This window comes from Mycetohabitans sp. B8, assembly GCF_021991875.1.
Lineage (GTDB): Bacteria > Pseudomonadota > Gammaproteobacteria > Burkholderiales > Burkholderiaceae > Mycetohabitans.
In genome coordinates, this window is record NZ_JAHLKR010000008.1 from 69291 (window position 1) to 90782 (window position 21492).

21 protein-coding genes, 1 other RNA gene, 1 pseudogene and 1 riboswitch are annotated in these 21492 nt (G+C 64.3%); of the genes and pseudogenes, 10 read left to right on the forward strand and 13 right to left on the reverse strand.

The annotated features are described in order from the left end of the window. The first annotated feature begins 33 nt into the window (after positions 1–33). Both KQH60_RS02835 and cobA read left to right on the forward strand, forming a co-directional pair. Positions 34–1350 (forward strand): sulfate adenylyltransferase subunit 1, encoded by a 1317-nt coding sequence (locus KQH60_RS02835; protein ID WP_237575075.1) that lies wholly within the window; start codon positions 34–36, stop codon positions 1348–1350. A 47-nt stretch (positions 1351–1397) separates the two neighbouring features. Continuing rightward, entirely contained in the window at positions 1398–2186 is a 789-nt protein-coding gene (gene cobA, locus KQH60_RS02840) for a uroporphyrinogen-III C-methyltransferase (RefSeq protein ID WP_237575076.1), read from the forward strand. Positions 2187–2333: 147 nt separating this feature from the next. Here cobA and KQH60_RS02845 read toward each other — a convergent pair whose 3' ends face one another. The 3 genes from KQH60_RS02845 to lptF all read right to left on the reverse strand — a co-directional run bounded on the left by KQH60_RS02845 (position 2334) and on the right by lptF (position 5052). Beyond that, positions 2334–2732, reverse strand: a complete 399-nt coding sequence (locus tag KQH60_RS02845; protein WP_237575077.1) for a sirohydrochlorin chelatase — start codon at positions 2730–2732, stop codon at positions 2334–2336. Positions 2733–2802: 70 nt separating this feature from the next. Then, on the reverse strand, positions 2803–3951 hold the full coding sequence (lptG, locus tag KQH60_RS02850; protein WP_237575078.1) for an LPS export ABC transporter permease LptG: 1149 nt from the start codon (positions 3949–3951) through the stop codon (positions 2803–2805). Positions 3952–3954: 3 nt separating this feature from the next. Continuing rightward, positions 3955–5052: an LPS export ABC transporter permease LptF gene (gene lptF / locus KQH60_RS02855; RefSeq protein WP_237575079.1), complete on the reverse strand. Its 1098-nt coding sequence runs from the start codon at positions 5050–5052 to the stop codon at positions 3955–3957. A 220-nt stretch (positions 5053–5272) separates the two neighbouring features. On the opposite strand from lptF, the gene KQH60_RS02860 reads away from it, so the two are divergent. Continuing rightward, positions 5273–6790, forward strand: a complete 1518-nt coding sequence (locus KQH60_RS02860; RefSeq protein WP_237575080.1) for a leucyl aminopeptidase — start codon at positions 5273–5275, stop codon at positions 6788–6790. Positions 6791–6844: 54 nt separating this feature from the next. Beyond that, positions 6845–7261 (forward strand): DNA polymerase III subunit chi, encoded by a 417-nt coding sequence (locus KQH60_RS02865; RefSeq protein WP_237575288.1) that lies wholly within the window; start codon positions 6845–6847, stop codon positions 7259–7261. A 55-nt stretch (positions 7262–7316) separates the two neighbouring features. On the opposite strand, the gene ilvD is transcribed toward KQH60_RS02865, so the two are convergent. Further along, a complete protein-coding gene (gene ilvD, locus KQH60_RS02870) occupies positions 7317–8990 on the reverse strand; it encodes a dihydroxy-acid dehydratase (protein WP_237575081.1) in 1674 nt (557 codons plus the stop codon). A 119-nt stretch (positions 8991–9109) separates the two neighbouring features. Here ilvD and KQH60_RS02875 point away from each other — a divergent pair, with 119 nt between their 5' ends. After that, positions 9110–10030: a LysR family transcriptional regulator gene (locus KQH60_RS02875; protein WP_237575082.1), complete on the forward strand. Its 921-nt coding sequence runs from the start codon at positions 9110–9112 to the stop codon at positions 10028–10030. 25 nt (positions 10031–10055) lie between these two features. Then, positions 10056–10967, forward strand: coding sequence for a prolipoprotein diacylglyceryl transferase (lgt, locus tag KQH60_RS02880; RefSeq protein WP_237575083.1), 912 nt, complete (start codon positions 10056–10058; stop codon positions 10965–10967). Between the two features lie 96 nt (positions 10968–11063). Here the strand turns inward: lgt and KQH60_RS02885 are convergent, their stop codons facing one another. From KQH60_RS02885 to KQH60_RS02905, 5 genes are all read right to left on the reverse strand, one after another. Further along, positions 11064–11786, reverse strand: a complete 723-nt coding sequence (locus KQH60_RS02885) for an SIMPL domain-containing protein (RefSeq protein ID WP_237575289.1) — start codon at positions 11784–11786, stop codon at positions 11064–11066. 193 nt (positions 11787–11979) lie between these two features. Further along, positions 11980–12447: an EVE domain-containing protein gene (locus KQH60_RS02890; RefSeq protein ID WP_237575084.1), complete on the reverse strand. Its 468-nt coding sequence runs from the start codon at positions 12445–12447 to the stop codon at positions 11980–11982. Positions 12448–12504: 57 nt separating this feature from the next. After that, positions 12505–12686, reverse strand: a non-coding RNA gene (gene ssrS, locus KQH60_RS02895) — 6S RNA. Between the two features lie 67 nt (positions 12687–12753). Next, positions 12754–13074, reverse strand: a complete 321-nt coding sequence (locus KQH60_RS02900) for a cell division protein ZapA (protein WP_237575085.1) — start codon at positions 13072–13074, stop codon at positions 12754–12756. Then, positions 13071–13421, reverse strand: coding sequence for an ATPase (locus tag KQH60_RS02905; RefSeq protein WP_237575086.1), 351 nt, complete (start codon positions 13419–13421; stop codon positions 13071–13073). The genes KQH60_RS02900 and KQH60_RS02905 overlap by 4 nt, the downstream gene beginning before the upstream one ends. A 119-nt stretch (positions 13422–13540) precedes the next feature. Then, a riboswitch (cobalamin riboswitch) is annotated at positions 13541–13797 on the forward strand. A gap of 90 nt (positions 13798–13887) precedes the next feature. Here KQH60_RS02905 and KQH60_RS02910 point away from each other — a divergent pair. Genes KQH60_RS02910 through KQH60_RS02920 form a run of 3 tightly spaced genes read left to right on the forward strand, consistent with a single transcriptional unit; the run spans position 13888 to position 17839 of the window. Next, the gene (locus KQH60_RS02910; RefSeq protein ID WP_237575087.1) at positions 13888–15951 is read left to right on the forward strand and encodes a TonB-dependent siderophore receptor; all 2064 of its coding nucleotides are present in this window, start codon (positions 13888–13890) and stop codon (positions 15949–15951) included. A gap of 50 nt (positions 15952–16001) precedes the next feature. Continuing rightward, complete coding sequence (locus KQH60_RS02915; RefSeq protein WP_237575088.1) at positions 16002–16991, forward strand: iron ABC transporter permease; 990 nt, start codon at positions 16002–16004, stop codon at positions 16989–16991. Next, the gene (locus tag KQH60_RS02920; RefSeq protein ID WP_237575089.1) at positions 16988–17839 is read left to right on the forward strand and encodes an ABC transporter ATP-binding protein; all 852 of its coding nucleotides are present in this window, start codon (positions 16988–16990) and stop codon (positions 17837–17839) included. Before KQH60_RS02915 ends, KQH60_RS02920 begins: the two co-directional genes overlap by 4 nt. Positions 17840–18120: 281 nt before the next feature. On the opposite strand, the gene KQH60_RS02925 is transcribed toward KQH60_RS02920, so the two are convergent. Beyond that, the gene (locus KQH60_RS02925) at positions 18121–19050 is read right to left on the reverse strand and encodes a cobalamin-binding protein (RefSeq protein ID WP_237575290.1); all 930 of its coding nucleotides are present in this window, start codon (positions 19048–19050) and stop codon (positions 18121–18123) included. Positions 19051–19168: 118 nt separating this feature from the next. After that, positions 19169–19372 (reverse strand): annotated as a pseudogene (locus KQH60_RS02930) (PaaI family thioesterase); the annotation flags it as partial. A gap of 123 nt (positions 19373–19495) precedes the next feature. Here KQH60_RS02930 and KQH60_RS02935 point away from each other — a divergent pair. Continuing rightward, on the forward strand, positions 19496–20119 hold the full coding sequence (locus tag KQH60_RS02935) for a ParA family protein (protein WP_237575090.1): 624 nt from the start codon (positions 19496–19498) through the stop codon (positions 20117–20119). Positions 20120–20155: 36 nt separating this feature from the next. Here the strand turns inward: KQH60_RS02935 and panD are convergent, their stop codons facing one another. Together panD and panC are read right to left on the reverse strand one after the other, a co-directional pair. Then, the gene (gene panD, locus KQH60_RS02940; protein ID WP_237575091.1) at positions 20156–20548 is read right to left on the reverse strand and encodes an aspartate 1-decarboxylase; all 393 of its coding nucleotides are present in this window, start codon (positions 20546–20548) and stop codon (positions 20156–20158) included. A gap of 92 nt (positions 20549–20640) precedes the next feature. Then, positions 20641–21474: a pantoate--beta-alanine ligase gene (gene panC / locus KQH60_RS02945; RefSeq protein WP_237575092.1), complete on the reverse strand. Its 834-nt coding sequence runs from the start codon at positions 21472–21474 to the stop codon at positions 20641–20643. Positions 21475–21492: the final 18 nt, after the last annotated feature.

A 21492-nucleotide genomic window follows, 5' to 3' on the forward strand; every position in this document is an offset into this window, starting at 1 on the left:
TCCCTGACTCGATACGAATTGACGCAAAATACCATGAGCCTGAACCAGACCGAAGACCTCGGCGTACTGCGTTTTATCACCGCCGGCAGTGTCGATGACGGCAAGAGCACGCTGATCGGGCGCTTGCTGTATGACAGCAAGGCCGTGTTGTCCGACCAGTTGTCGGCGCTGTCGCGCGCGAAGAACAAGCGCGCCGTCGGCGAGGACATCGACCTGTCGCTGTTGACCGATGGGCTGGAGGCCGAGCGCGAGCAGGGTATCACGATCGATGTGGCATACCGGTACTTCGCCACGTCCAAGCGCAAGTTCATCATCGCGGACACGCCGGGGCATGAGCAATACACGCGCAACATGGTGACTGGCGCGTCAACCGCGCACGCGGCGATCATCCTGGTGGACGCGACGCGGGTGAGCGTGGACGACGCGGCGCACACGCAGTTGCTGCCGCAGACCAAGCGCCATAGCGCGATCGTCAAGTTGCTGGGCTTGCCGCACGTGATTGTCGCGGTCAACAAGATGGATCTAATCGGGTTCAGCGAGGAACGCTTCAACCAGATTCGCGATGCGTACGTGGAGCTGGCCGCGCAACTGGGCCTGGCTAACGTGCGCTTTGTGCCGGTCTCGGCGCTCAAGGGCGACAACATTGTCGTGGCGAGCGAGCGTATGCCGTGGTATGCCGGCGAGCCGCTACTGGACATGCTGGAGTCGCTGCCGGTGGGCCAGCAGGTGAACGCGGCGCTGCGCTTGCCGGTGCAGTGGGTCGCGCGCCAGGACGGCGCGCAGGCGGACGATTTTCGCGGCTACATGGGGCGCATCGAATCCGGCGAGATCGAGGTCGGGCAGAGTGTGACCGTGTTGCCGGCCCAGCGCCGGGCGAGCGTGGCGCAGATCATCGCGCCGGTGCCAGGTGGCACCGCCTCGGTCGATCGCGCGTTTGCTGGCCAATGCGTGACGGTGTGTTTGGCCGAGGATATCGACGTATCGCGTGGCGATACGCTGGTGGCCGCGCACGACGTTCCGACGCCGGCCCGCAAGTTGCAGGCGGACCTGTGCTGGTTCGACGACGCGCCATTGTCGCCGCAGCGCAAGTACCTGCTCAAGCAGACGAGCGCGACCGTATTGGCACGCGTGAGTGCGATCGAGCGGGTGCTCGACGTGCATACGTTGTCGCATGCCACCGGGCGGGACGCATTGGCGATGAACGATATCGGCACGGTGTCCCTGACGCTGCAAAAGCCGCTGGTCGTGGACACGTACGATACCCATCCGGGTACCGGGGCGTTCGTGCTGATCGATGACGCGACCCACCATACGGTCGCCGCTGGCATGATCCGTACATACTCGGCGTGATAGATCACACTGTGATCCAGTGATCGCGCGAACGGACAGGAACGATGATGGGCAAAGTGTACTTGATCGGTGCGGGGCCCGGTGCCGCGGATCTCATTACGGTGCGCGGCGCGCGCATTCTGGGCATGGCCGATGTGGTGCTGCATGATGCGCTGGTTGAGCCGGGCATGCTCGAACACGCGCCGCAGGCCCGCAAGATCGCGGTCGGCAAGCGGTGCGGCCAGCGCTCAAGCGCACAGCATTTCATCAACAAGCAGATTCTCGATGCGGCGCGCGAACACGCGCTGGTCGTGCGGCTCAAGGGCGGCGACCCCATGTTGTTTGGCCGCGCCGACGAAGAAATCCGCGCGCTGGAGGTCGCTGGTATCGACTACGAGATCGTGCCCGGTATCACCGCTGCACTGGCCAGCGCGGCGACGCTGCGCCGCCCATTGACGCTGCGCGGTGTTGCGCGCAGTGTCGCATTCGCGACGCACAGCCGGGCGCCCGGGTCCGACGAGACCCGCGAGCGCGTCAATGCCGATTCGCTGGTCTACTACATGGGGCGCGACAGTGCGGTGACGATCGCGCGACAACTGATTGATGCCGGCCGTTCGCCGCGCACGCCGGTGGCGATCGTCGAGGCGGCGACCACCGAACGTGAGCGTACGCTAACATTGACGCTCGACGAGATGGCGCACGGCCGCGCACAGCCTTGGCTCGACCCATCCCAGCCGAGTCTGCTGATGATCGGCGACGCGTTTGCGCCGCGCGAGGCTGTCGGTATAGGCGAGGCCATGGATACCGCATCGCACGCACGTCCGGGCACACTGCCGGCGCTGCAGTTCGCCGCATGAGCCGTGCGCGCATCGCCGCGCCGGCGCGGTGACGTTTCACCCGTTGCGCGCTTCACCGATGGCATGCTTCATCGATGACATGTTTCACCAATTGCATGCTTCATCGGTTGCGCGCTTGCGCGGTGCCATGTTGCATAGCGATCAGCGTCAGCGGGATTCGCGCAACGCGCGCTCGCAGCATGCCGCAAGCGCGAGCAACACCGCTTCGTCCTCGCCGATGGGCGACGCGCAATCGATTCGCACGTGCGGATGGGCGGCGCGAGCCTGATCGAGCCACTGCGGCAAGTCGCGCCGCACGTGGCTGCCCTGACCCATGAACATCGGCACGATGACGATCCGGTCGCATCCGTGAGCGACGTGCGCTGCAATCGCGGCCTGAAGCGACGGTTGCATCCATTCCAGGAACGCGAGCGACACCGGGCCCTCGTCGTGCTGCGCGCGGCGGCGCGCCCGCACTAGCGACGCGACCCGCTCAAACGGCGCGGCCCAGCGCGAATCGCGCGCGCCGTGGCCGAGCAGAATCAATCCGCGGCTTGATGCTGACATGACGATACTCCTGGTCGATCCCGCACCGCGCTGGCACGATGAGGCTATTCAGATGACACCGGCGTGGACGTCAGTGGCGGTCGACCCAGCGCAACGCGAACAATCCCAACGCAAGATAGATCAGGCCGGGTGTCGCGGCCGTCAACGGCGCGGGCCAGGTGTTGAGCGTGCCGATGTGCGAGAACAGCGTGTTGAACAGCTGGAAGCTCATGCCGAGCATGATGCCGCCGAACACCTTGACGCCGACGACGCCCGCGCGCGTATGCAAGTAGGCAAACGGCAGCGACAGCACCAGCATCACCAATACGGCGAACGGATAAAGCACCTTGCGCCACAGTGCAATCATATAGCGTTGCGCATCCTGGTGATTCTCGCGCAAATGCTGCACGTACGAAAACAGGTTCGTCATCGACATCCGGTCCGGCGCGACCAGCAACACCGACAGGATCTGCGGTGTCAGCTCGGAGCGCATCGGGTACTCCGGCATCGAGATTTGTGCGGACTTGTACACGGGATTGAGTACGTCCTTGGCTGTCGCGGCGGCCGGCGCCACGTCGTGCAGCTGCGTTTCCGTCACGCCCTTGAGCAGCCACTGGCCCGGCCGCACGTAGCGGCCGCTGTCGGCCGTGCGCACGTCCGCAAGACGGAACTGTGAATCGAATTCGTAGATCCGCACGTTCGAAATGGTCGCGTCCGGCTTCAGTTCGCCTACGTTCACAAAGCGCGTGACCTGCTCGGTGGTGCCACTGCCCGGCACCGTATCCTTGACCCACACGCCCGATTGGAAATGGCTCGAGACCGAGGAGCCGAGCGCCTCCAGGCGCACGCGCTCGGACAACTGGTCGGTGTAGGGGCCGACGACTTCGCCGATCACGAAGGTCAGCACGACGATCGGCACGCCGATTTTCAGCAGTGAACTGAGCGCACGATGCGTGGATAGCCCCGAGACGCGAAAAATCGTGAACTCAGAACTGGCCGCCATCTGCGCGAACACATAGATCGCGCTGATCAGCGCGGCGACCGGGATGATTTCGTAGAACCGCGACGGCGTTTGCAGCATCACGCGCAGCACCGCATAGCTGAACTTGTAGTTGCCGTGCCCGACAGCGTTCAGTTCGCTGATCAGGTCGAAGAAGAAAAACAACCCCGAGAACGCGAATAGGATGAATGCAAAGGTTAGGTAGACCTGCTTGGCGAAGTATCTTTCGTAGATGCGCATCGGTCAGCCTCCGGATGCCGCGCGCCGCGCCGGGCGCCGCAGCAGCGCACGGTTGCGCACGCGCAACCAAAACATGAAGGCGACGATCGCCAAGACGATCAGGTGTAATCCCAGCAGCCCAGGCACGAACGTGATCTTGCCTTGCTCGATCCAGGCTTGCACCAGGTTCATTAGGTTCGAATACGTTAGGTAGATGAGTACCGCGAGTACCAGGTTGATCGTGCGCCCGCGCCGTGGGTTCTGATACGCGAGCGGGATCGCCAGCAGCATGAGGTTCAGCGCAGTCAAAGGCAGGCCAGCCCGCCACGCGAACTCGGCTAGATGGGTATTGTTCGGCTCGCGCAGCAGCGTGGCCGTCGGCAGGCTGGTGGTGGTCGGCCGGTTCACCAGTTGTTGGCTCTGGATCTTGACCCCGTAGCGCGCGAATTCCATGATGCGAAAATCGGGCTTGCCCGGTTCGCCATCGTAGCGGCGCCCGTTCTCCAACACCACGAAGCGGTCGCCATTTGGGTGGATCTCCGTATGACCGGTTTTGGATACGACGACGTTGACCTTGCCGTTTTCCGTGCTCGTCACAAAGACGTTTTCGACGCGTTTTTGGTCGGGGCTCACCTTCTCAATGAAGAACACCCGATGGTTCGATGCGGACTCGCGAAACTGGCCGGGCGCGAGCAGCGACACCTCGTCGCGCTGTTGGAAGCGCTCACGGATCAGCTTGCTTTGCTCGTTCGCCCACGGCCAGCCGACGAATGCAAAAAAGGCGATCAGCACGACGATCGGCGCGGCAAACGTCGCGATCGGTTTGATCAGCCGGGTCAGACTCACGCCGGACGAGAGCCAGACCACCATCTCGGAGTCGCGGTACCAGCGCGTCAGTACAAACAGGATCGACACGAACAGCGTCGCAATCAGCATCACCGCCACATAGCTGATCATCGTCAAGCCGATCAGCACGACGACGTCGCGGGGATCGATCTCGCCCGAGGCGGCAAAGCCAACGATGCGGATCATCATCGTCGTCAGCACGAGGGTGAGCAGCACGAGGAAAACCGCGCCGGCCGTATAGGCGAGTTCGCGCTGCAAGGAGCGTTCAAGAATCATCTGGTCACATCATGTTCGTGTCCCGGCTGCCGGCTTGGACCACGATGGCGAGTCGGGATTCACAGCCCGTTCACGATGGGCGTTTCCACGCGCATGACGCACGTGGACCGGTCCGTCGAAGCAGGACATCCGGCGCCAGCAACGCCGCGGTAGAAAAAATAGCGGATAATTGCGGCTTGGTTTGACTAACAGCCCAGGATTCTAGCCAAGGACGAGCGCGATGGACTTTAGCACAAAAGCCTGTGATTGGAACAAAGCCGCGGACAGCGCCTTGCTCAACGCAAAGTCGGATTGCATCGTGGTCGGCGTATTCGATGCGCGGACGCTGTCCGGCGCCGCACAAAAGCTTGATGCCGCGACCCAGGGGCTGGTCAGCCGCCTGGTCAAGAGCGGTGACCTGGATGGCAAGGCCGGCTCGACGCTGATGCTGCATGCAGTGGCCGGCATTGGCGCATCGCGCGTGTTGCTAGTGAGCCTCGGCAAGCAGGATGCACTGAGCCCGAAGACGTTCACCGATGCGGCGCGCGCGGCGTGGCGCGCGGTGTTGGCCACGCGCGCAGCCAGCGTGACATGGGCGCTCGCGCAGGTGGCGGTCAACGACCGCGATGCCCGTTGGAGCACGCGCGTGAGCGTGTTGACGCTGCGCGAGCTGACCTACCAGTACACACAAACCAAATCCAAGCTGGCGGTCAACGCCGCCCATGGCGGCGCAGTGAAGAAGGTGGTCGTGGTGATGGACCCGGCACACGAGAAGGCGGCGCGCGTCGCGTTGAAGGAGGGGGCGGCGATCGCCAATGGCATGGACCTGACCCGCGAGTTGGGCAACCTGCCCGGCAATATTTGCACGCCAACGTATCTGGCCGGTGTTGCGAAGCAACTGGCGAAGGACTGGAAGCTGAAGGTCGAGGTGCTGGGCCAGAAGCGGATCGAGGCGTTGAAGATGGGCGCGTTCCTGTCGGTCGCCAAGGGCTCGGCGCAGCCGCCGCAGTTCATCGTGCTGCAGCACCAGGGTGCTGGGGCGAAGCAGGCGCCGGTGGTGCTGGTCGGCAAGGGCATCACATTCGACTCGGGCGGCATCTCGATTAAGCCGGGTGAAGGCATGGACGAGATGAAGTACGACATGTGCGGTGCCGGCTCGGTGCTTGGCACGTTCCGCGCGATTGCCGAAATGGGCCTGAAGCTGAACGTCGTCGGCCTGATTCCGACTTGCGAGAACATGCCGAGCGGCAATGCGAACAAGCCGGGCGACATCGTGACCAGCCTGTCCGGCCAGACGATCGAGATCTTGAACACTGACGCCGAGGGACGACTGATCCTGTGCGACGCGCTCACGTACGCGCAGCGCTTCAAGCCAGCCGCTGTGATCGACATCGCGACGCTGACCGGTGCTTGCGTGATTGCGCTGGGGCACCATAACAGTGGGTTGTTCTCGAAGGATGACGCGTTGGCCGACGCGTTGCTCGCGGCCGGCCGCCATGCGTCGGACCCCGCGTGGCGGTTGCCGCTGGATGATGAATACCAGGAGCAGTTGAAGTCGAATTTCGCAGACATGGCCAACATTGGTGGGCGTCCGGCTGGCAGCGTGACGGCCGCGTGCTTTCTGGCGCGTTTTGCACAGGCCTACCCGTGGGCGCACCTGGACATCGCTGGCACCGCATGGAAGAGCGGCAGCGCAAAGGGCGCAACCGGACGTCCCGTGCCACTGCTCACGCAATTCCTGATCGATCGCGCGAAGTGATGCCAGCACAGTGCACCGCGCCGCATCAATGAACCAGTGAGGCTCGAACTGTCGATGACCCGTGTGGACTTTCACACCCACGTCGCAGATCCACTGAGCTATGCGTGCCGGCTGGCGCGCAAAGCCTACCAGGCCGTGCAGCCGCTCGTCGTGCTGGGCGAGCCTGCCGTGTTGCGCGCCTTCGACGAGCGGCTGTGGACGTTCTCGCCGCTGGACTTCATCCCGCATTGCATGGCTGATTCAGCACTGGCCAACGAGACGCCAGTGGTGCTGACTACCGACCTGGATCAGGCGCCGCACTACGCGATCCTGCTCAATCTGGGCAGCGCGGTGCCGCCGCACTTCGCGCGTTTCGAGCGGTTGCTCGAGGTGATCGGCAATGACGAACACGGGCTCGCGGCTGGGCGCGAGCGGTATCGTTTTTATCGGGACCGCGGCTACACGTTGAACATGTACAAACAGGGCGGGTGACGCGCGCCGGTTCGCGGGTCCCGGCGCGGGGCCGCCGGAACCCGCTCTGCGCGGTTCAGCCTGTGACTGCGCCTTTGTCAGCCGGGCGCGCAAGCTCGGCATACTTGGCAAGCACGCCGCGGGTGTAGCGCGGCTTGGGTGGAGTCCATGCGGCGCGGCGGCGCGCCAGTTCGACCTCGTCAACGTTTAATTGCAGCAGCAGTTGGTGCGCGTCGATCGTGATCGAGTCGCCTTCCTGCACCAGCGCAATCGTGCCGCCCACGAAGGCTTCCGGCGCTACGTGGCCGACCACCATGCCCCAGGTGCCGCCGGAGAAGCGTCCGTCGGTGATCAGCCCGACCGATTCGCCCAGCCCCTTGCCGATGATGGCGGAGGTCGGCGCGAGCATTTCCGGCATGCCGGGCCCACCCTTGGGACCGAGATAGCGCAGCACCATCACGTCACCGGCCTTGATCCGGTCCGCCAGAATCGCTTCGAGCGCACTTTGCTCGTCATCGAACACACGGGCCGGTCCTGTGATGACGGGGTTTTTCAGGCCGGTGATCTTTGCGACCGCGCCAGACTCGGCCAAGTTACCTTTCAGGATCGCCAGGTGCCCCTCGCTATACAGCGCCTTGTCGATCGGGAAGATCACCTGCTGGTCCGCGCGGGGCGGGCTCGACACGTCCTTCAGTGCCTCGGCGATCGTTTTACCGGTGATTGTCATGCAGTCGCCGTGTAGCAGGCCGGCGTCCAGCAGGATCTTCAGCACTTGCGGAACGCCGCCGGCGCGATGCAGGTCGGTGGCCACGTATTGGCCGGACGGCTTCAGATTGCAGATCACCGGCACGCGCTTGCGGATGCGCTCGAAGTCATCGATCGTCCACTCGACCTCGGCGGCGTGCGCGATGGCCAGATAGTGCAGCACCGCGTTCGTTGAGCCACCGGTTGCCATGATCAGCGAGACGGCGTTCTCGATCGATTGGCGCGTGATGATGTCACGCGGCTTCAAATCGTTTTTCACCGCTTCGACGAGCACGCGCGCCGATTCGGCGGCGGATGCGACTTTCTCGTCGTCCGGATTGGCCATCGTCGACGAGTACAGCAGCGACATGCCCAGCGCCTCGAACGACGAGCTCATCGTGTTCGCGGTGTACATGCCGCCGCACGAACCGGTGCTCGGACACGCGTTGCGCTCGACCCCGTCAAAGTCTTCCTGCGTCATGCGTCCCGCGGTGAACTCGCCGACCGCTTCGAACGACGACACGATCGTCAAATCCTTGCCCTTCCAGTGACCCGGACGGATCGTGCCGCCGTAGACGTAGATGCCTGGCACGTTCATCCGGGCCAATGCCATCATGCCACCCGGCATGTTCTTGTCGCAGCCGCCGATGACCACCACGCCGTCCATCCACTGCCCCTGCACGCAGGTCTCGATGCAATCGGAGATCACTTCGCGTGACACCAGCGAGTACTTCATGCCTTCCGTGCCCATCGACATGCCGTCCGAGATGGTCGGCGTGCCGAACGTCTGCGCATTGGCGCCGGCGTTCTTGATCGCGCCGACTGCCGCGTCGGCGAGCCGTTGCAACCCCGCGTTGCACGGCGTGATCGTTGAGTGACCGTTGGCGATGCCGATCATCGGCTTGTCAAAATCTTCCTTCTTATAGCCGAGCGCGTAATACATCGAGCGGTTCGGCGCACGGGCGACGCCTTCAGTGATGTTCTTCGAACGACGGTTGTACGGCATGGTGGGGCACCTCCTATAACTTTGCGTGACAGCATGCAGCGGCGCGAATCAAATGTCCAATATATTATTTGAAGCTAATAAAGTCGTAAAATGTATCAGCTGCCACTCTGCATCTGCGTATGTCCTTCGATTTGCGCCAATTGCGCTACTTTGTCACCCTGGCCGAGGAACAGCACTTCAGCCGGGCGGCGGCCCGGCTTGCGATGACGCAGCCACCGCTGTCGCAGGCGATTCGCTTGCTGGAGGACGCGCTCGGCGTGCGTTTGTTCGAGCGCACCAAACGCTCGGTCGAGCTGACACCGGTGGGCGCTGCGCTGCTGCCCGAAGTGCGTCGGGTGCTGGCCGCCGCCGATGCGTTGGCGCCACTCGCGCACAGTCTGGCGCAAGGCGAGACCGGGGTGCTCGCGCTGGCGTTCGTGTCGAGCGCCGACTATGGGCTGCTGCCCGGCCTGTTGCGGCAATTCGGCGAACGTTTTCCGCGCGTCAGGCTCCAGTTGCTCGAGGCGACCAGTGACGTGCAGATTGACGAACTGGTGGCCGGACGCATCGACGCGGGCATCGTGATCCCGCCGATTCCGCCCCGTCATGCGGCCGTGCTGTCGTACTTGCCGATCGCGCGTGAGCCATTGATCGTCGCCATGTCGTGCGAACTGGCTCAGGCGCTGGGCACGGCGTACGACCAGGCGGAAATCGAGTTGGCGCAGTTTGCCGACGTGCCGCTGGTGATCTTCCCGCGGCGTTTGGCGCCTGCGTTTTATGACATCATAATGGGCTGCTACAAGGCTGCGGGCGTCGTGCCGCGGATCGGCCAGGAAGCGATCCAGATGCAGACGATCGTCAGCCTCGTGTCGGCCGGCATGGGCGTTGCGTTGGTGCCGCAATCGCTTCACAACTTGCAGCGCACGGGCGTCGTCTACCGGGCGCTGCGCGGTGCGCTGCCGGTCATCGAAACGGGCCTGGTATGGCGCACGGGTGACGTCAGCCCGGTGCTGGCGGGTTTCATCGACGTCGTGCGCGCGCATGCGCTATCGATCCCCTGACATCCACTGATCTCAGATTCCTATCGTGCTGATCCATCCGAATTTTGACCCCGTCGCGATCCATCTCGGTCCGCTCGCGGTGCGCTGGTACGGGTTGATGTACCTGGTCGCGTTCATCGCAGCGATCGTTGTCGGCCGGTTGCGGCTGCGCTTGCCGCATGTCGCGGCGCAAGGCTGGACATTGCGCGACATCGACGACATGCTGTTTTATGGTGTGCTAGGCACGATCCTTGGCGGCCGCCTCGGCTACGTGCTGTTTTACAAAGCCCACTTTTACTTGGCCCATCCGGTTGACATCTTCAAGGTTTGGGAAGGCGGGATGTCGTTTCACGGTGGCTTCCTCGGCGTGACGCTCGCGATGGTCGTGTTCGCGTACCAACGCAACCGCACGTGGCTGCAGGTCACCGATTTTGTCGCACCGATGGTGCCGATAGGGTTGGCAGCCGGCCGGTTCGGCAATTTCATCAACGGCGAGCTGTGGGGGCGCGTCACGGCGCCCAATGCCCCGTGGGCCATGGGATTCCCCGGCGCAGTCAATGAAGATCTGGGGTGGCTCGCGTCGCATCCGCTGCAAGCCGCGCAATGGCACTTGCTGGAAGTGTTCCAGCGCTACCCTATGCTGCCGCGCCACCCGTCTCAGCTTTATGAGATCGCGCTGGAGGGCGGTGTGCTGTTCGTCGTGCTCTGGTGCTTCGCACGCAAGCCGCGTCCGGTCGGCGCCGCCTCGGCGCTCTTCCTGCTCGGCTATGGTATGGCGCGCTTTACGGTCGAGTTCGCGCGCGAGCCGGACGACTTTCTCGGATTGCTCGCGTTCAATCTGTCGATGGGGCAGTGGCTTTCTCTGCCGATGATCGTTGTCGGCGCACTGGTGCTCGTCTGGTCCTACAGGCGGAATGCCCGTGTGCCCCGCACCCGCTCGGTGGACTCGGCCGGCTGATGCACGCTGCGCACAGCGCACGCTCGTGTGTCGGCGCCCGCGACACGCGTGCGCAGCGGGGGCGGGTAGCGGCCGGCTGACGATGATACGTCAGCATCAACGCGTCATCTGGATCGAACCGGATACGTCGACCGTTACCGTGCTTTTGCCCGCCTCGATCGGCAACGGCGCTGCGGCCTTCGCATCGGCCCTCGTGGCCGTGGCCATCATCATGAATGGCCGCGGGCTACTGCCGGCTCCCTGGTGAATGTGCACTTCCCGAATCGTATAGCCACCATAGCCGAACGCCTGCGCGGCGGCTTGCGCCTGGTCGCGGAACGCCGCAATGGCACCCGAGGTCAGCTGGGTTTCCGCGTCGCGGCGCGCCTCCGGTGATAACGAGAACGCCACATTGTCCACTTGCATCGTGTTGCTCAACTGGCCCGCGAGCCGCGACGCGGCACCAAAGTCGCGCGACTCGAGCACGATCTCGGTGCGACCGCGCCAGGCGGCGATCTTGCCGTCGCGGTTAGTCGACGGATAGATGGTGAAGGCGCCGGTTTGCACGGTTACCTTGCCGTCGCTCCGCGCTTGCCGCAGCGCATCGTCGGCGCGCTTGTTCAGTGCTCGGGTCAGGGTGGCGGCATCCTGGCTTTCCTGCTCATAGAACAGCGTGATACGCACGACGTCCTCTTGCACGTCGATGCTTCGCTCGGCGCTTAGCGATAGCACGCCGGACGGCGGTGCCACTAGCGCGGCCTGCGCAAGCGCGGCGCCGGGCGCTAGGCTCAGCGTCAGCGGAACACTTGCAAGCGCACATGCGGCCGCGATGCCGCGCATCCGACGCGCGACGCGCCGCGAGGGTATGGATTGACTCATCATTCTTGGGCTCCCAACGAGGTTGTCGGCTCCATCGCGATACGCGTGGCGGACCGTGCCCTATTAGTTGAGCGTGCGCGATGCAAAGTTCCACGAAACGAAGGCGGGGTCGTACCGCGCCGATTTTGAGCGGGTGTGGCGCGTCGCGATTTCGCTATCCGGTCTCAACCAGCGTGTCGGTGATATAGCGCCATTGATCGGGCGTAACCGGTGTGATCGACAGACGGTTGCCGCGTGCCAGCACCCGCATGTCTGCCAGCGCGGCGTGCGCGCGCAGCTCGCCCAACGGAATCAGTCGCAGCTTCTTGACGAAGCGCACATCGACCAGGAGCCAACGTGGTGCGTCGCGACGCGACTTGGGATCATAGTAAGGACTCGCGGCATCGAATTGTGTCGGGTCCGCATACGGGCCGGAGGCGACTTCGGCCAGGCCCGCGATGCCGGGGTCGGCACAACTGCTGTGATAGAACAGCACACCGTCGCCGGGCTGCATGCCGTCGCGCATGAAATTACGCGCCTGGTAGTTGCGCACGCCGGTCCACGGCAACGTGCGGGTAGGGGACGCAGCGAGATCGTCGATGCTCGCTTCGTCGGGTTCGGACTTCATTAGCCAGTAGCGCATCGCCGTGGGACGCTCGAATGAAAAACGGCATCGAACCGAAGTTCGATGCCGCCGAATAAGGTCCCCGCCTTGGCCGCTAGGCCGGCATCCTGAACCTGAGGTTCAGAATTGGTCGCAGTTAGCAGCACTTCGGGTACGTCAGACAGAGTGACGCGCACGCCCATGCTACAAATTTCCGCAACCGTGCACATGGCATTGGTTCAAGGAATCTATGACCTTGGCGAACCAGGCAGGGAAGCCAAAAAAACGTATAAGCCGTATCGCTCATGAACCGCAGGCTGCACGAGCAACACAACGTGGCGCAACCTATGCTTGCGTCAGATCATGCTGGCGGATGACTGCCGCGAGCTGATCATTCATGTGACGCATTGTACGCTGGATTTCCTCCGCGGGGAATGCCTCGCCGTGCTGCACGCTCTTTTGCAATTGCCGCAGTTCGGAGGCGATCGACAGCGCGGCCATCACCGCGATCCGGTCCTGGCCGCGCACGCTGCTTGCGGCGCGGACCTTGTTCATTTCTCGGTCCACGCGCTCGGCCGCTTCGCGCAGCGCGGGCTCGTTTTCGGGTGAGGTGGCGAGTCGGTACGATTGGCCGAGGATCGACACTTCGATCTGTTTTGTCGTCATGCGCTTTCTCCTTGGCGCTCGTCCCCGGACGCGGGCGACGGTATGTCACCGGATTGCGATGGCTGCACGTCGAGCGGGGGATTCGGCAGTCGCGTGTGTGGCAGTTTTTCCAGGATCGCGTTCAAGCGGACCTGAGCATCGTCGATCTTCGCGGACAACGTGTCGCGTTCGATGCGCAGCGCGTCGCGCTCGCGCTGCGCCTGCTCGAGTTGTGCCTGCAGCGCGTCGCGTTGCGCACGTGTGGCCTCGAGTTGCTGCTCGACGGCTAGCCGCGCTTGACGGTTCCGGTCGCTGATCTCGACCAGTCGACCGATGTTCTGGGACAAATTTTCAAGTTCGGTAAGCATCGTGGCGTCCTCTGCAGAACCAGCATTTTAGCGCGGTTCGGGTGGCATTCGACGCCCGAGCTCGTATCCAGACGTAACAGTGGCGTGTTCCGGTCATTGACGCCCCGCATGGCGCTACCTACACTTGCGGCACTTTCGGTGCCCATGCGCACGGTTCTCGCGCGCGGGGTTAACGGGAAACAGGGAGCGAAGTTCGCCACGAACCGGCCAACCTGTGCTGTCCCCGCAACGGTAAGCGACCCGCTTTTTTGCACATCGAACTGCCCACCGCCGCATGCGCTAGCGTGCAGCGGTGCGTGCCACTGCGCGTGGAGCGTGGGAAGGCCGGGCCGATGCGTCGCCAGCCCGGATACCGGCCGAGAGCGCGAAGCGCATGGCGTGGCGGTGGATTGCCGCGCCGCGCTTCATAGTAGCGCGTGACCCGCGGGGGACGGGCATCGCGCAGTCGCACAACAAGGAAAACACTATGCGTACGCCTATTGCAGCGGCAGCGCTGCTCGCGTTCGCCAGCTTGCCGCACGTGGCCATGGCGCAGCTTGCCCAGACCATTGACAATGACCGCCGGACAGGTGCGCGCGCCGACAGCGACCTCGGCTCTGCCACGCGCTTCGGCATGGCGGCTAACCTCGACCCAGCGAAGAATGCCGGCACTGCGGCGGACATCAGCATTGCGACGCACACCGACACTGCGGCGAACGCCGGCACTGCTGTGAGCACCGGCGTCCCGGCAACCGAAACCCGGCTTGGCGCCGGCGATGACGCAGCACGGCGCGGTGCGCTGTTGCCGATCGTGGTGACCGCCGCGCGCAATGCGCAAGCATTACCGGACACGCTGCCGCAAACGACGCTGTTTGATCGGCGCGCCATCGAGGACAGCAGCGCAACGGATCTGGCCGGGCTGCTTCAACTTGCGCCGGGTGTGCAGATTACCCGCAACGGCGGCGCGGGCCAGACGGCGGGGCTATTCATGCGCGGCGCGTCGATCGCGCAGACATTGGTGATGATCGACGGCGTGCGCGTGGACTCTGCGTCGCTGGGCGCGACGCAAATCGCTCAGATTCCACTGGATCAGGTCGAGCGCGTCGAGGTCGTCAACGGCAATGTGTCGGCGCTGTATGGATCGAGTGCGATTGGTGGCGTCGTGCAGGTATTCACGCGTGACGGCGGCACCCATCCGCCGCGCTTCACGTTGGATGGCGAGTATGGCAGCTATCACACGCAGCGCCAGCATGCGGGCGTGAACGGGGCGCTCGACGCGGCCGGCGCGACAACGTTCAGCGTTGATGCGTCGCGCATGAAGACCGATGGGTTCTCTTCGATCGATTCGAACCGGGTTCCGGTGAATCCGAATGCGAACGGCACGTTCAACGAGAGCGTGAGCGCGTCGCTAAAGCACCGCTTCACTCCGGGCTGGGACGCGGGTATCCGCTACTTTCAATCATTGTCGAAGACGAGTTTCGACAATCCGTTCGGCATGCCAACTGACTTGAACGACGAACGAGATCGCGTCGGGCAAGTATCGGTATTCGTCAACGGCAGCCTGACTGAGCGTTGGAACACGCATCTGAATGTTGCGCAGGGCACCGACCGCTCGCAGATCCTGGCGAACGGGCGGCAGACTAGCCGCTACGACACGACGAACGACCAACTGGACTGGCAGAACGACTATGCGATCGCCGCTGGCCACAAGCTGGTGTTCGGCTACCAGCACGTCAATCAGGACCTGGACGCATCGGGCTTCACCACGCCCGCTCGGCGTGTGAATTCCGGCTACGCCGGCTACAACGGCGAGCTGGGCCGCAACGAAGTGCAACTGAATCTGCGGCGCGACCAGTATTCGGATTTCGGCGGCGCCAACAGCTACTTCATCGGCTATGGCTACCGATTCACCGATCACTGGAAAGCCATCGTCAATTATTCCGATGCATTTCGCGCACCGACTTTCGACGACCTGTACTTTCCTTTTTCCGGCGATCCGAGCTTGAAACCGGAGCAGGCGCATTCGCTTGAAGCGGCGTTGCAATACGCGTCGCCGGCGCTGGGTGTGACGCGCGTCACCGCGTTCCAGACCCGCTATCGGAATTTGATCCAGTATGCGCTGGCGGGCAATGGGCTGTATGTTGCGCAGAACGTGGGTCGTGCAAAAGTCCAGGGTATCGAAGCCTCATGGTCGGGCCATGTGGGCCGTACCGACGTGCGCGCCAGCTTCACGTTCCAGAACCCCGTCGATGAGGTGTCGGTCCGGGATTTGATGCGGCGGCCACGTCGCTTTGCCACCGTGTTGGCGAACCACAGCTTCGGCGGTTGGCGGATCGGTGGACAATGGCTGTTGACCGGTGCGCGCCACGACAACGGCCAGCCGCTGGGCGGACATGGCGTGGTCAATCTGAGTGCCCGATACAATATCACCCAGTCATGGTATGTCGCGGCGCGCGTCGAAAACCTGTTTGATAAGGACTATGAGACGCTCTATACATACAACACGCCAAAGCGTGGCGCGTATCTCACGCTGGGTTGGCAGCAGCAATAGCACGGGGCGCGCGAGCCATGGACGCGGGGCCTAGCGGCAGCACCTGCACGATGTCGCCGCGCCGCGCGGCGGCGATCTGGCTCGCGCTGGCCGCCGTCGCTGGCTTGCTGCTGGTGATCTCGCTTGCCACCGGTAGCGTGCGGATCGCGCCAGCGCGCGTGCTCGCCGCGTTGGCCGGCAGCCCCGGCTTTGACGCGGATATCGTGCGCGCGCTGCGGCTGCCGCGCTCGCTCGCGGGCTTTGCCTGCGGCGCGCTGCTGTCGCTGGCCGGTGCGTTGCTGCAGGTGTTGTTGCGCAATCCGCTCGCCGATCCGTACGTGCTCGGCGTATCAGGCGGCGCGGCGGCATTCGCGGTGGCCGCGATGTTGCTGGGCGTGCCGTGGTGGGGCACGCAGTTGGCCGCGTTCGCCGGCTCGCTGGCGGCGATGGGCATCGTGTTCGGCCTGGCGCGCCGCGCGTTGTGGCTGGGTGAGCTGCGCGACGCATCGCCACGGCTGCTGCTGACCGGCGTCGTCGTGGCCGCGGGCTTCAGTGCGGTCACCGCGTTCATGATGACGATCAGCCCCGAACGCGCATTGCGCGGCATCGTGTTCTGGCTGCAAGGCGACTTGAACGGCGCCGGCATGCCGTGGTTCGCGTTGGCCGTGTTGGCGATGCTGGTCGCTTTGTGCGTGCCGACCATGCGCCAACTCAATGCGCTGGCCCGCGGTGACCCGTTTGCGCAGGCGCTGGGCGTGCCGGTCGTCGCGTTGCGCGCGCGCGTCTATGTGATGGCGTCGCTGGCTGCGGCGGCGGCCGTCACCACGGCCGGCACGCTCGGCTTTGTCGGTCTGGTGGTGCCGCATTTAGTGCGGCTGGCGTGGGGCAACGACCAGCGTATGCTGGTGCCCGCGTCGATGCTCGGCGGTGGCGCTGCCGTGATGGGTGCGGACCTGGCCGCGCGCAGTGCATTCGCGCCGACGCAATTGCCAGTGGGCGTGGTGACCGCATTGGTCGGTGTGCCGCTATTCCTCTGGATGCTGTTGGGGCGCAAGCGATGAATCGGACGGGCGTGCCGGGGCCGGCGCTGTTGAGCGTACAGGCACTGACGCTGCAGGTGGGCGGTCGCACGTTGCTCGACACGCTGTCGCAGCGCTTCGAACCCGGCGAACTGTGGTGCATTGCCGGACCGAACGGCGCCGGCAAGTCAACCTTGTTGATGACCCTCGCCGGATTGCGTGTGCCCACGCACGGCAGCGTCGCATTCGATGGCGTGCCGCTCACCCGGTGGCCAGTCCATCGGCTCGCGCGGCATCGTGCGTGGATGACCCAGCAGCTTCACGATGCGTTCAGCGCAACGGTACTCGATACGGTACTGCTGGCACGCTATCCCCACCTGTCGGGCTGGGGCTGGGAGCGCGACGTGGATCGCGCCGCAGCCTATGACGCGCTAGCGGCGGTTGGCCTGGCCGAGTTTGCCGCGCGCGACGTGCTGTCGCTGTCCGGCGGCGAGCGGCAACGTGTGGCCCTTGCCGCCGCCCTCTGCCAGGACGTGCCGCTGCTGTTGTTGGATGAGCCGTTGGCGCATCTGGATTTGCACCACCAGATCGATGCGGTGACATTGCTGGCGGCATGGGTCGGTGCGGCACCCCGCACTGTGGTGTTCTCATGCCACGATCTCACGCTGGCACGACGGTTCGCGACGCACGCGTTGTTGATCGACGGGCGGGGGCGCGCGTGGGCCGGGCCCGTGCGTGACGTGCTGACACCGACCCTTGCCAGTCACGCGTTCGGCTATCCGCTGGTGCTGTTGCGCGACGGCGCGCACGAGGCGCTGATACCCGCGCTGGCGCCGGCTCGGGGCGATGAGCCGGTTGTTTTGAATGGGCGAGATGACGATGCTCGCTGAGGATGCGTGCGCGGCTCGAGCCCCTCGACCCATCTGGCACCGCGCTGCATATGCCGCTGCCGCGCGCAGCGGGGCCGCATGGGGTGCAGCCGATGCGGGCCCGCTTCGCGTGATGCTCTGGCACTAGTGCTGGGCATAGCGCCGCGTGCCTGCCTCGACTGACCGTTGGCCACCGGTGCGCTGGCCTGGTTGCGCTCGATCTCCCACGGTGACAGCGTCGCGGCGTTGCGCTGCCGAATGTCCACCCCGCTTTTGTGTTGGACGTTGGGCCGTTGGGACCGTTAGGGACGGCGTGAGCCGGCGGGGTTTCGCGACGGGGTGCGCCGGCGGATCTGTTCTAATTCCTGGCACAGTAACGCCGTGGCGTCGGCCAACCGCGGGCCGGGACGGCTGATCAAGTCCGCGTCGACGGTGAACAAGTTGTCGCGCGAGACTGCGCGCATGCCCGGCCAGCGCCGCCATTCGCGCAGCGCCGGGTCGCCGCCGCTTGGTTCCGTGGGATGCGCGACCCGGTGCGCCCGCGCAGGTTCCGGCCGCGCGGCAACGATCGCGTCAGGATCGGCGGCGATCACCGCTTCGGTCGATACCGTCGGCACCCGTTCGCCCTGTGAGCCGAACAGATTACGTCCGCCGCAGACGGAGATCACGTCGCTAATGATATGCGTGCCGTTCAGCGTCATCAGCGGGTCATCCCATACCTGGAAAAAAACCGAGACGGGCGGCCGGCTCGCGTAGCGCTGCCGCAGCGCGGCGATACGCGTGTCGAATGCCCGGGCGGCCTCGCGCGCCTGCGGCGCGGTGCCAAGCAGCGTGCCCAGGCGGATCAGCGTCGAACTGATGTCGGCCAGCCGGCGTGGTTCACTGTAAAACAGCGGCACGTGTAGCGACTTCAACCGTTCAACCTGGCGTGGTGGATTGCCATGCCACCAGACGACGATCAAATCTGGGTGCGTTGCCGCAATGCGTTCGAGGTCCAGCGCCGTGTTGCTGCCGATGACCGGTACGTCGCGAGCGGCGCTCGGGTAATCGCTGAAACTAACCGTGCCGACCAGCCGGCTGCCGCCGCCGGCTGCGTAGATCAGTTCCGTGATGCTGGGCGCTAGGCTCACGACGCGCTGTGCCGGTGCATTCAGTGTCACCCGCGCACCGCTGTCGTCCAACACCTGCACCGGTGCGGCCGCGCAAGCTACGGGTACGCCGGCGCCCGACAGCGCGAGCAGCAGACTCGCCAACACGCCGCTTGCGCGCCGTGCGCGGCGTCGGGGCGGCACGACAGCGGACCAGCGGGCGATCACGCCTTCACCGTGATCGGAATGCCGGCGACCATTCGCACGCATAGCCGCATGCGGTGTCCGCCAGTGTGACGAGCGTGGCAGCATGCAAGGACCCGTTCGGCGTAAGCAGTTCGGCGCGCACCGCCAACTCGGCGACCAAGCGGCCTTGCTGCAACTCGCGCACGCGCACGCCGAGCAACTCGGGAAGCCGGCCTGGCTGGCGCGCCGCCAGCGATTCGATGGAAACGTCCGGGCGCAATGAACTTCATCGAAGATCTTGAAAAAAGTGCCCAATGGGTCAAGTTCTTTGATAATAGCTGGATTCGACTGAGTAATTGGATAGGCTAACGGCTATGTCAAGCCATTGACCCTGGGGGAATTCATGACAGTCATCGTTGTCGCTAATCCCAAAGGCGGTGTGGGCAAGAGCACGCTGTCGACGAATCTGGCAGGCTATTTCGCGTGGCGCGGCGAGTGGGTGGCGCTGGCCGACCTGGATAAGCAGCAATCGTCGCGATCCTGGCTGGATCTGCGGCCCGACACACTGCCCAGGATCGAGCCGTGGGACCTGAGCGGGGCGCGCGGTGCCCGGCTGCCAAAGGGATTCGAGCATGCGATCGTCGATACACCGGCCGGCTTGCATGGCACACGCTTGAACCTAGCGCTGTCTGTCGCCGACAAGGTGCTGGTGCCGCTGCAACCGTCGATGTTCGACATTCTCGCCACGCAGCACTTCCTGCAGCGGCTGGCACATGAGAAGGGCGCTCGCAACGGCGACATCCAGATCGGCGTGGTCGGCATGCGCGTGGACGCCCGCACCCGTTCGGCGGAGCAGTTGCATCGATTCGTCGGCGAGCTTGGACTGCCAGTGCTGGGCTACCTGCGCGATACGCAAAACTATGTGCAACTGGCCGCGCATGGCCTGACGTTATGGGATGTGGCATCGAGCCGGGTCGACAAGGACCTGGAGCAATGGCAGTCGGTCGTCGCGTGGGCCGAGCAATGAGCCGCGGGGACGGCGCGGGGCGCCCGGGCGCATCGCTTAGCGCGCGTCCCAATTCTGCGTTGGTACATGGTCCCGGGTGCCCTTGATCGTATTGCGTTCGTCGCAGAATACCAGGTTCGGCTTGAAGCCATGACGCACGTCGGCGTCGTCGACCAGCGCGAACGCAGCGATGATGATCAGGTCACCCACTTGCGCGCGGCGCGCGGCAGATCCGTTCAGCGAGATCATGCTGCTGCCCCGTTCGCCGCGGATCGCGTAGGTGGTCAAGCGCTCGCCGTTATTGATGTTCCAGATGTCGATTTGCTCATTTTCCGCGATGTTGGCGGCCTCGAGCAGATTTTCGTCGATCGCGCAGGAACCTTCATAGTGCAATTCACAGTGCGTGACGGTGGCGCGGTGAATCTTCGATTTGAGCATCGTACGTTGCATGGGGGTCTCCGGGCCTGCGGTGTGCACCGCGCCGTGCGTCGCGGATAGGGCACGGCGCGCGAACAAGGGGGCCAGCGGATCGGCGCGGGCGGTTAGATCTCCAGGTTGTCGATGAGCCGGGTCGCGCCAAGCCGCGCGGCGGCGAGCACGACCAGCGGCTCATGCCCTTCGTGGGGTTGCGGCGAGCGCAGCGTAGCGCGCTTGCGAATCGCAATATAGTCGGGCTTCCAGCCGCGCTCGATCAAGGTCTCGAACGCGGCCAGCTCGATCTTGGCGAAATCGCGGTGACCCGCGAGCACGCTGTCGCGCACGTGCTGCAATGTGCGATACAGCGTTGGCGCCTCGGCACGCTCAGATGGCGTCAGATACCTATTGCGTGACGACAGCGCGAGCCCGTCCGTGTCGCGCACCGTCTCGGCGGCGACCACTTCGACCGGCAGCGCGAATTGCTCACACATCTGCCGCACGATCATCAACTGCTGATAGTCTTTCTTGCCGAACACCGCGACGCGCGGTTGCACGCACGACATCAGTTTCATCACGACCGTGCAGACGCCGTGAAAGAACCCCGGTCGGAACTCACCCTCGAGAATGTCACCCAGATCGTGCGGTGGGTGCACGCGATATTCCTGCGCACGCGGGTACATGTCCTGCTCGGTTGGCGCGAACAGCACGTAGACGTTTTCCCGCTGTAGTTTGTCGATGTCGGCATCGAGCGTGCGCGGATACTTGTCGAAGTCCTCGCTTGGCCCGAATTGCAGCCGGTTCACGAAGATGCTGGCGACCACTGGGTCGCCGTGCTGGCGCGCCACGCGCATCAGCGACAGGTGTCCTTCGTGCAAGTTGCCCATCGTGGGCACGAATGCGACGCGGTTCTGTCCGCGCAGCTGGTCGCGCAATTCGTTGATTGAGCTGATGACTTTCATGTAGCGGAAAAGGACCGT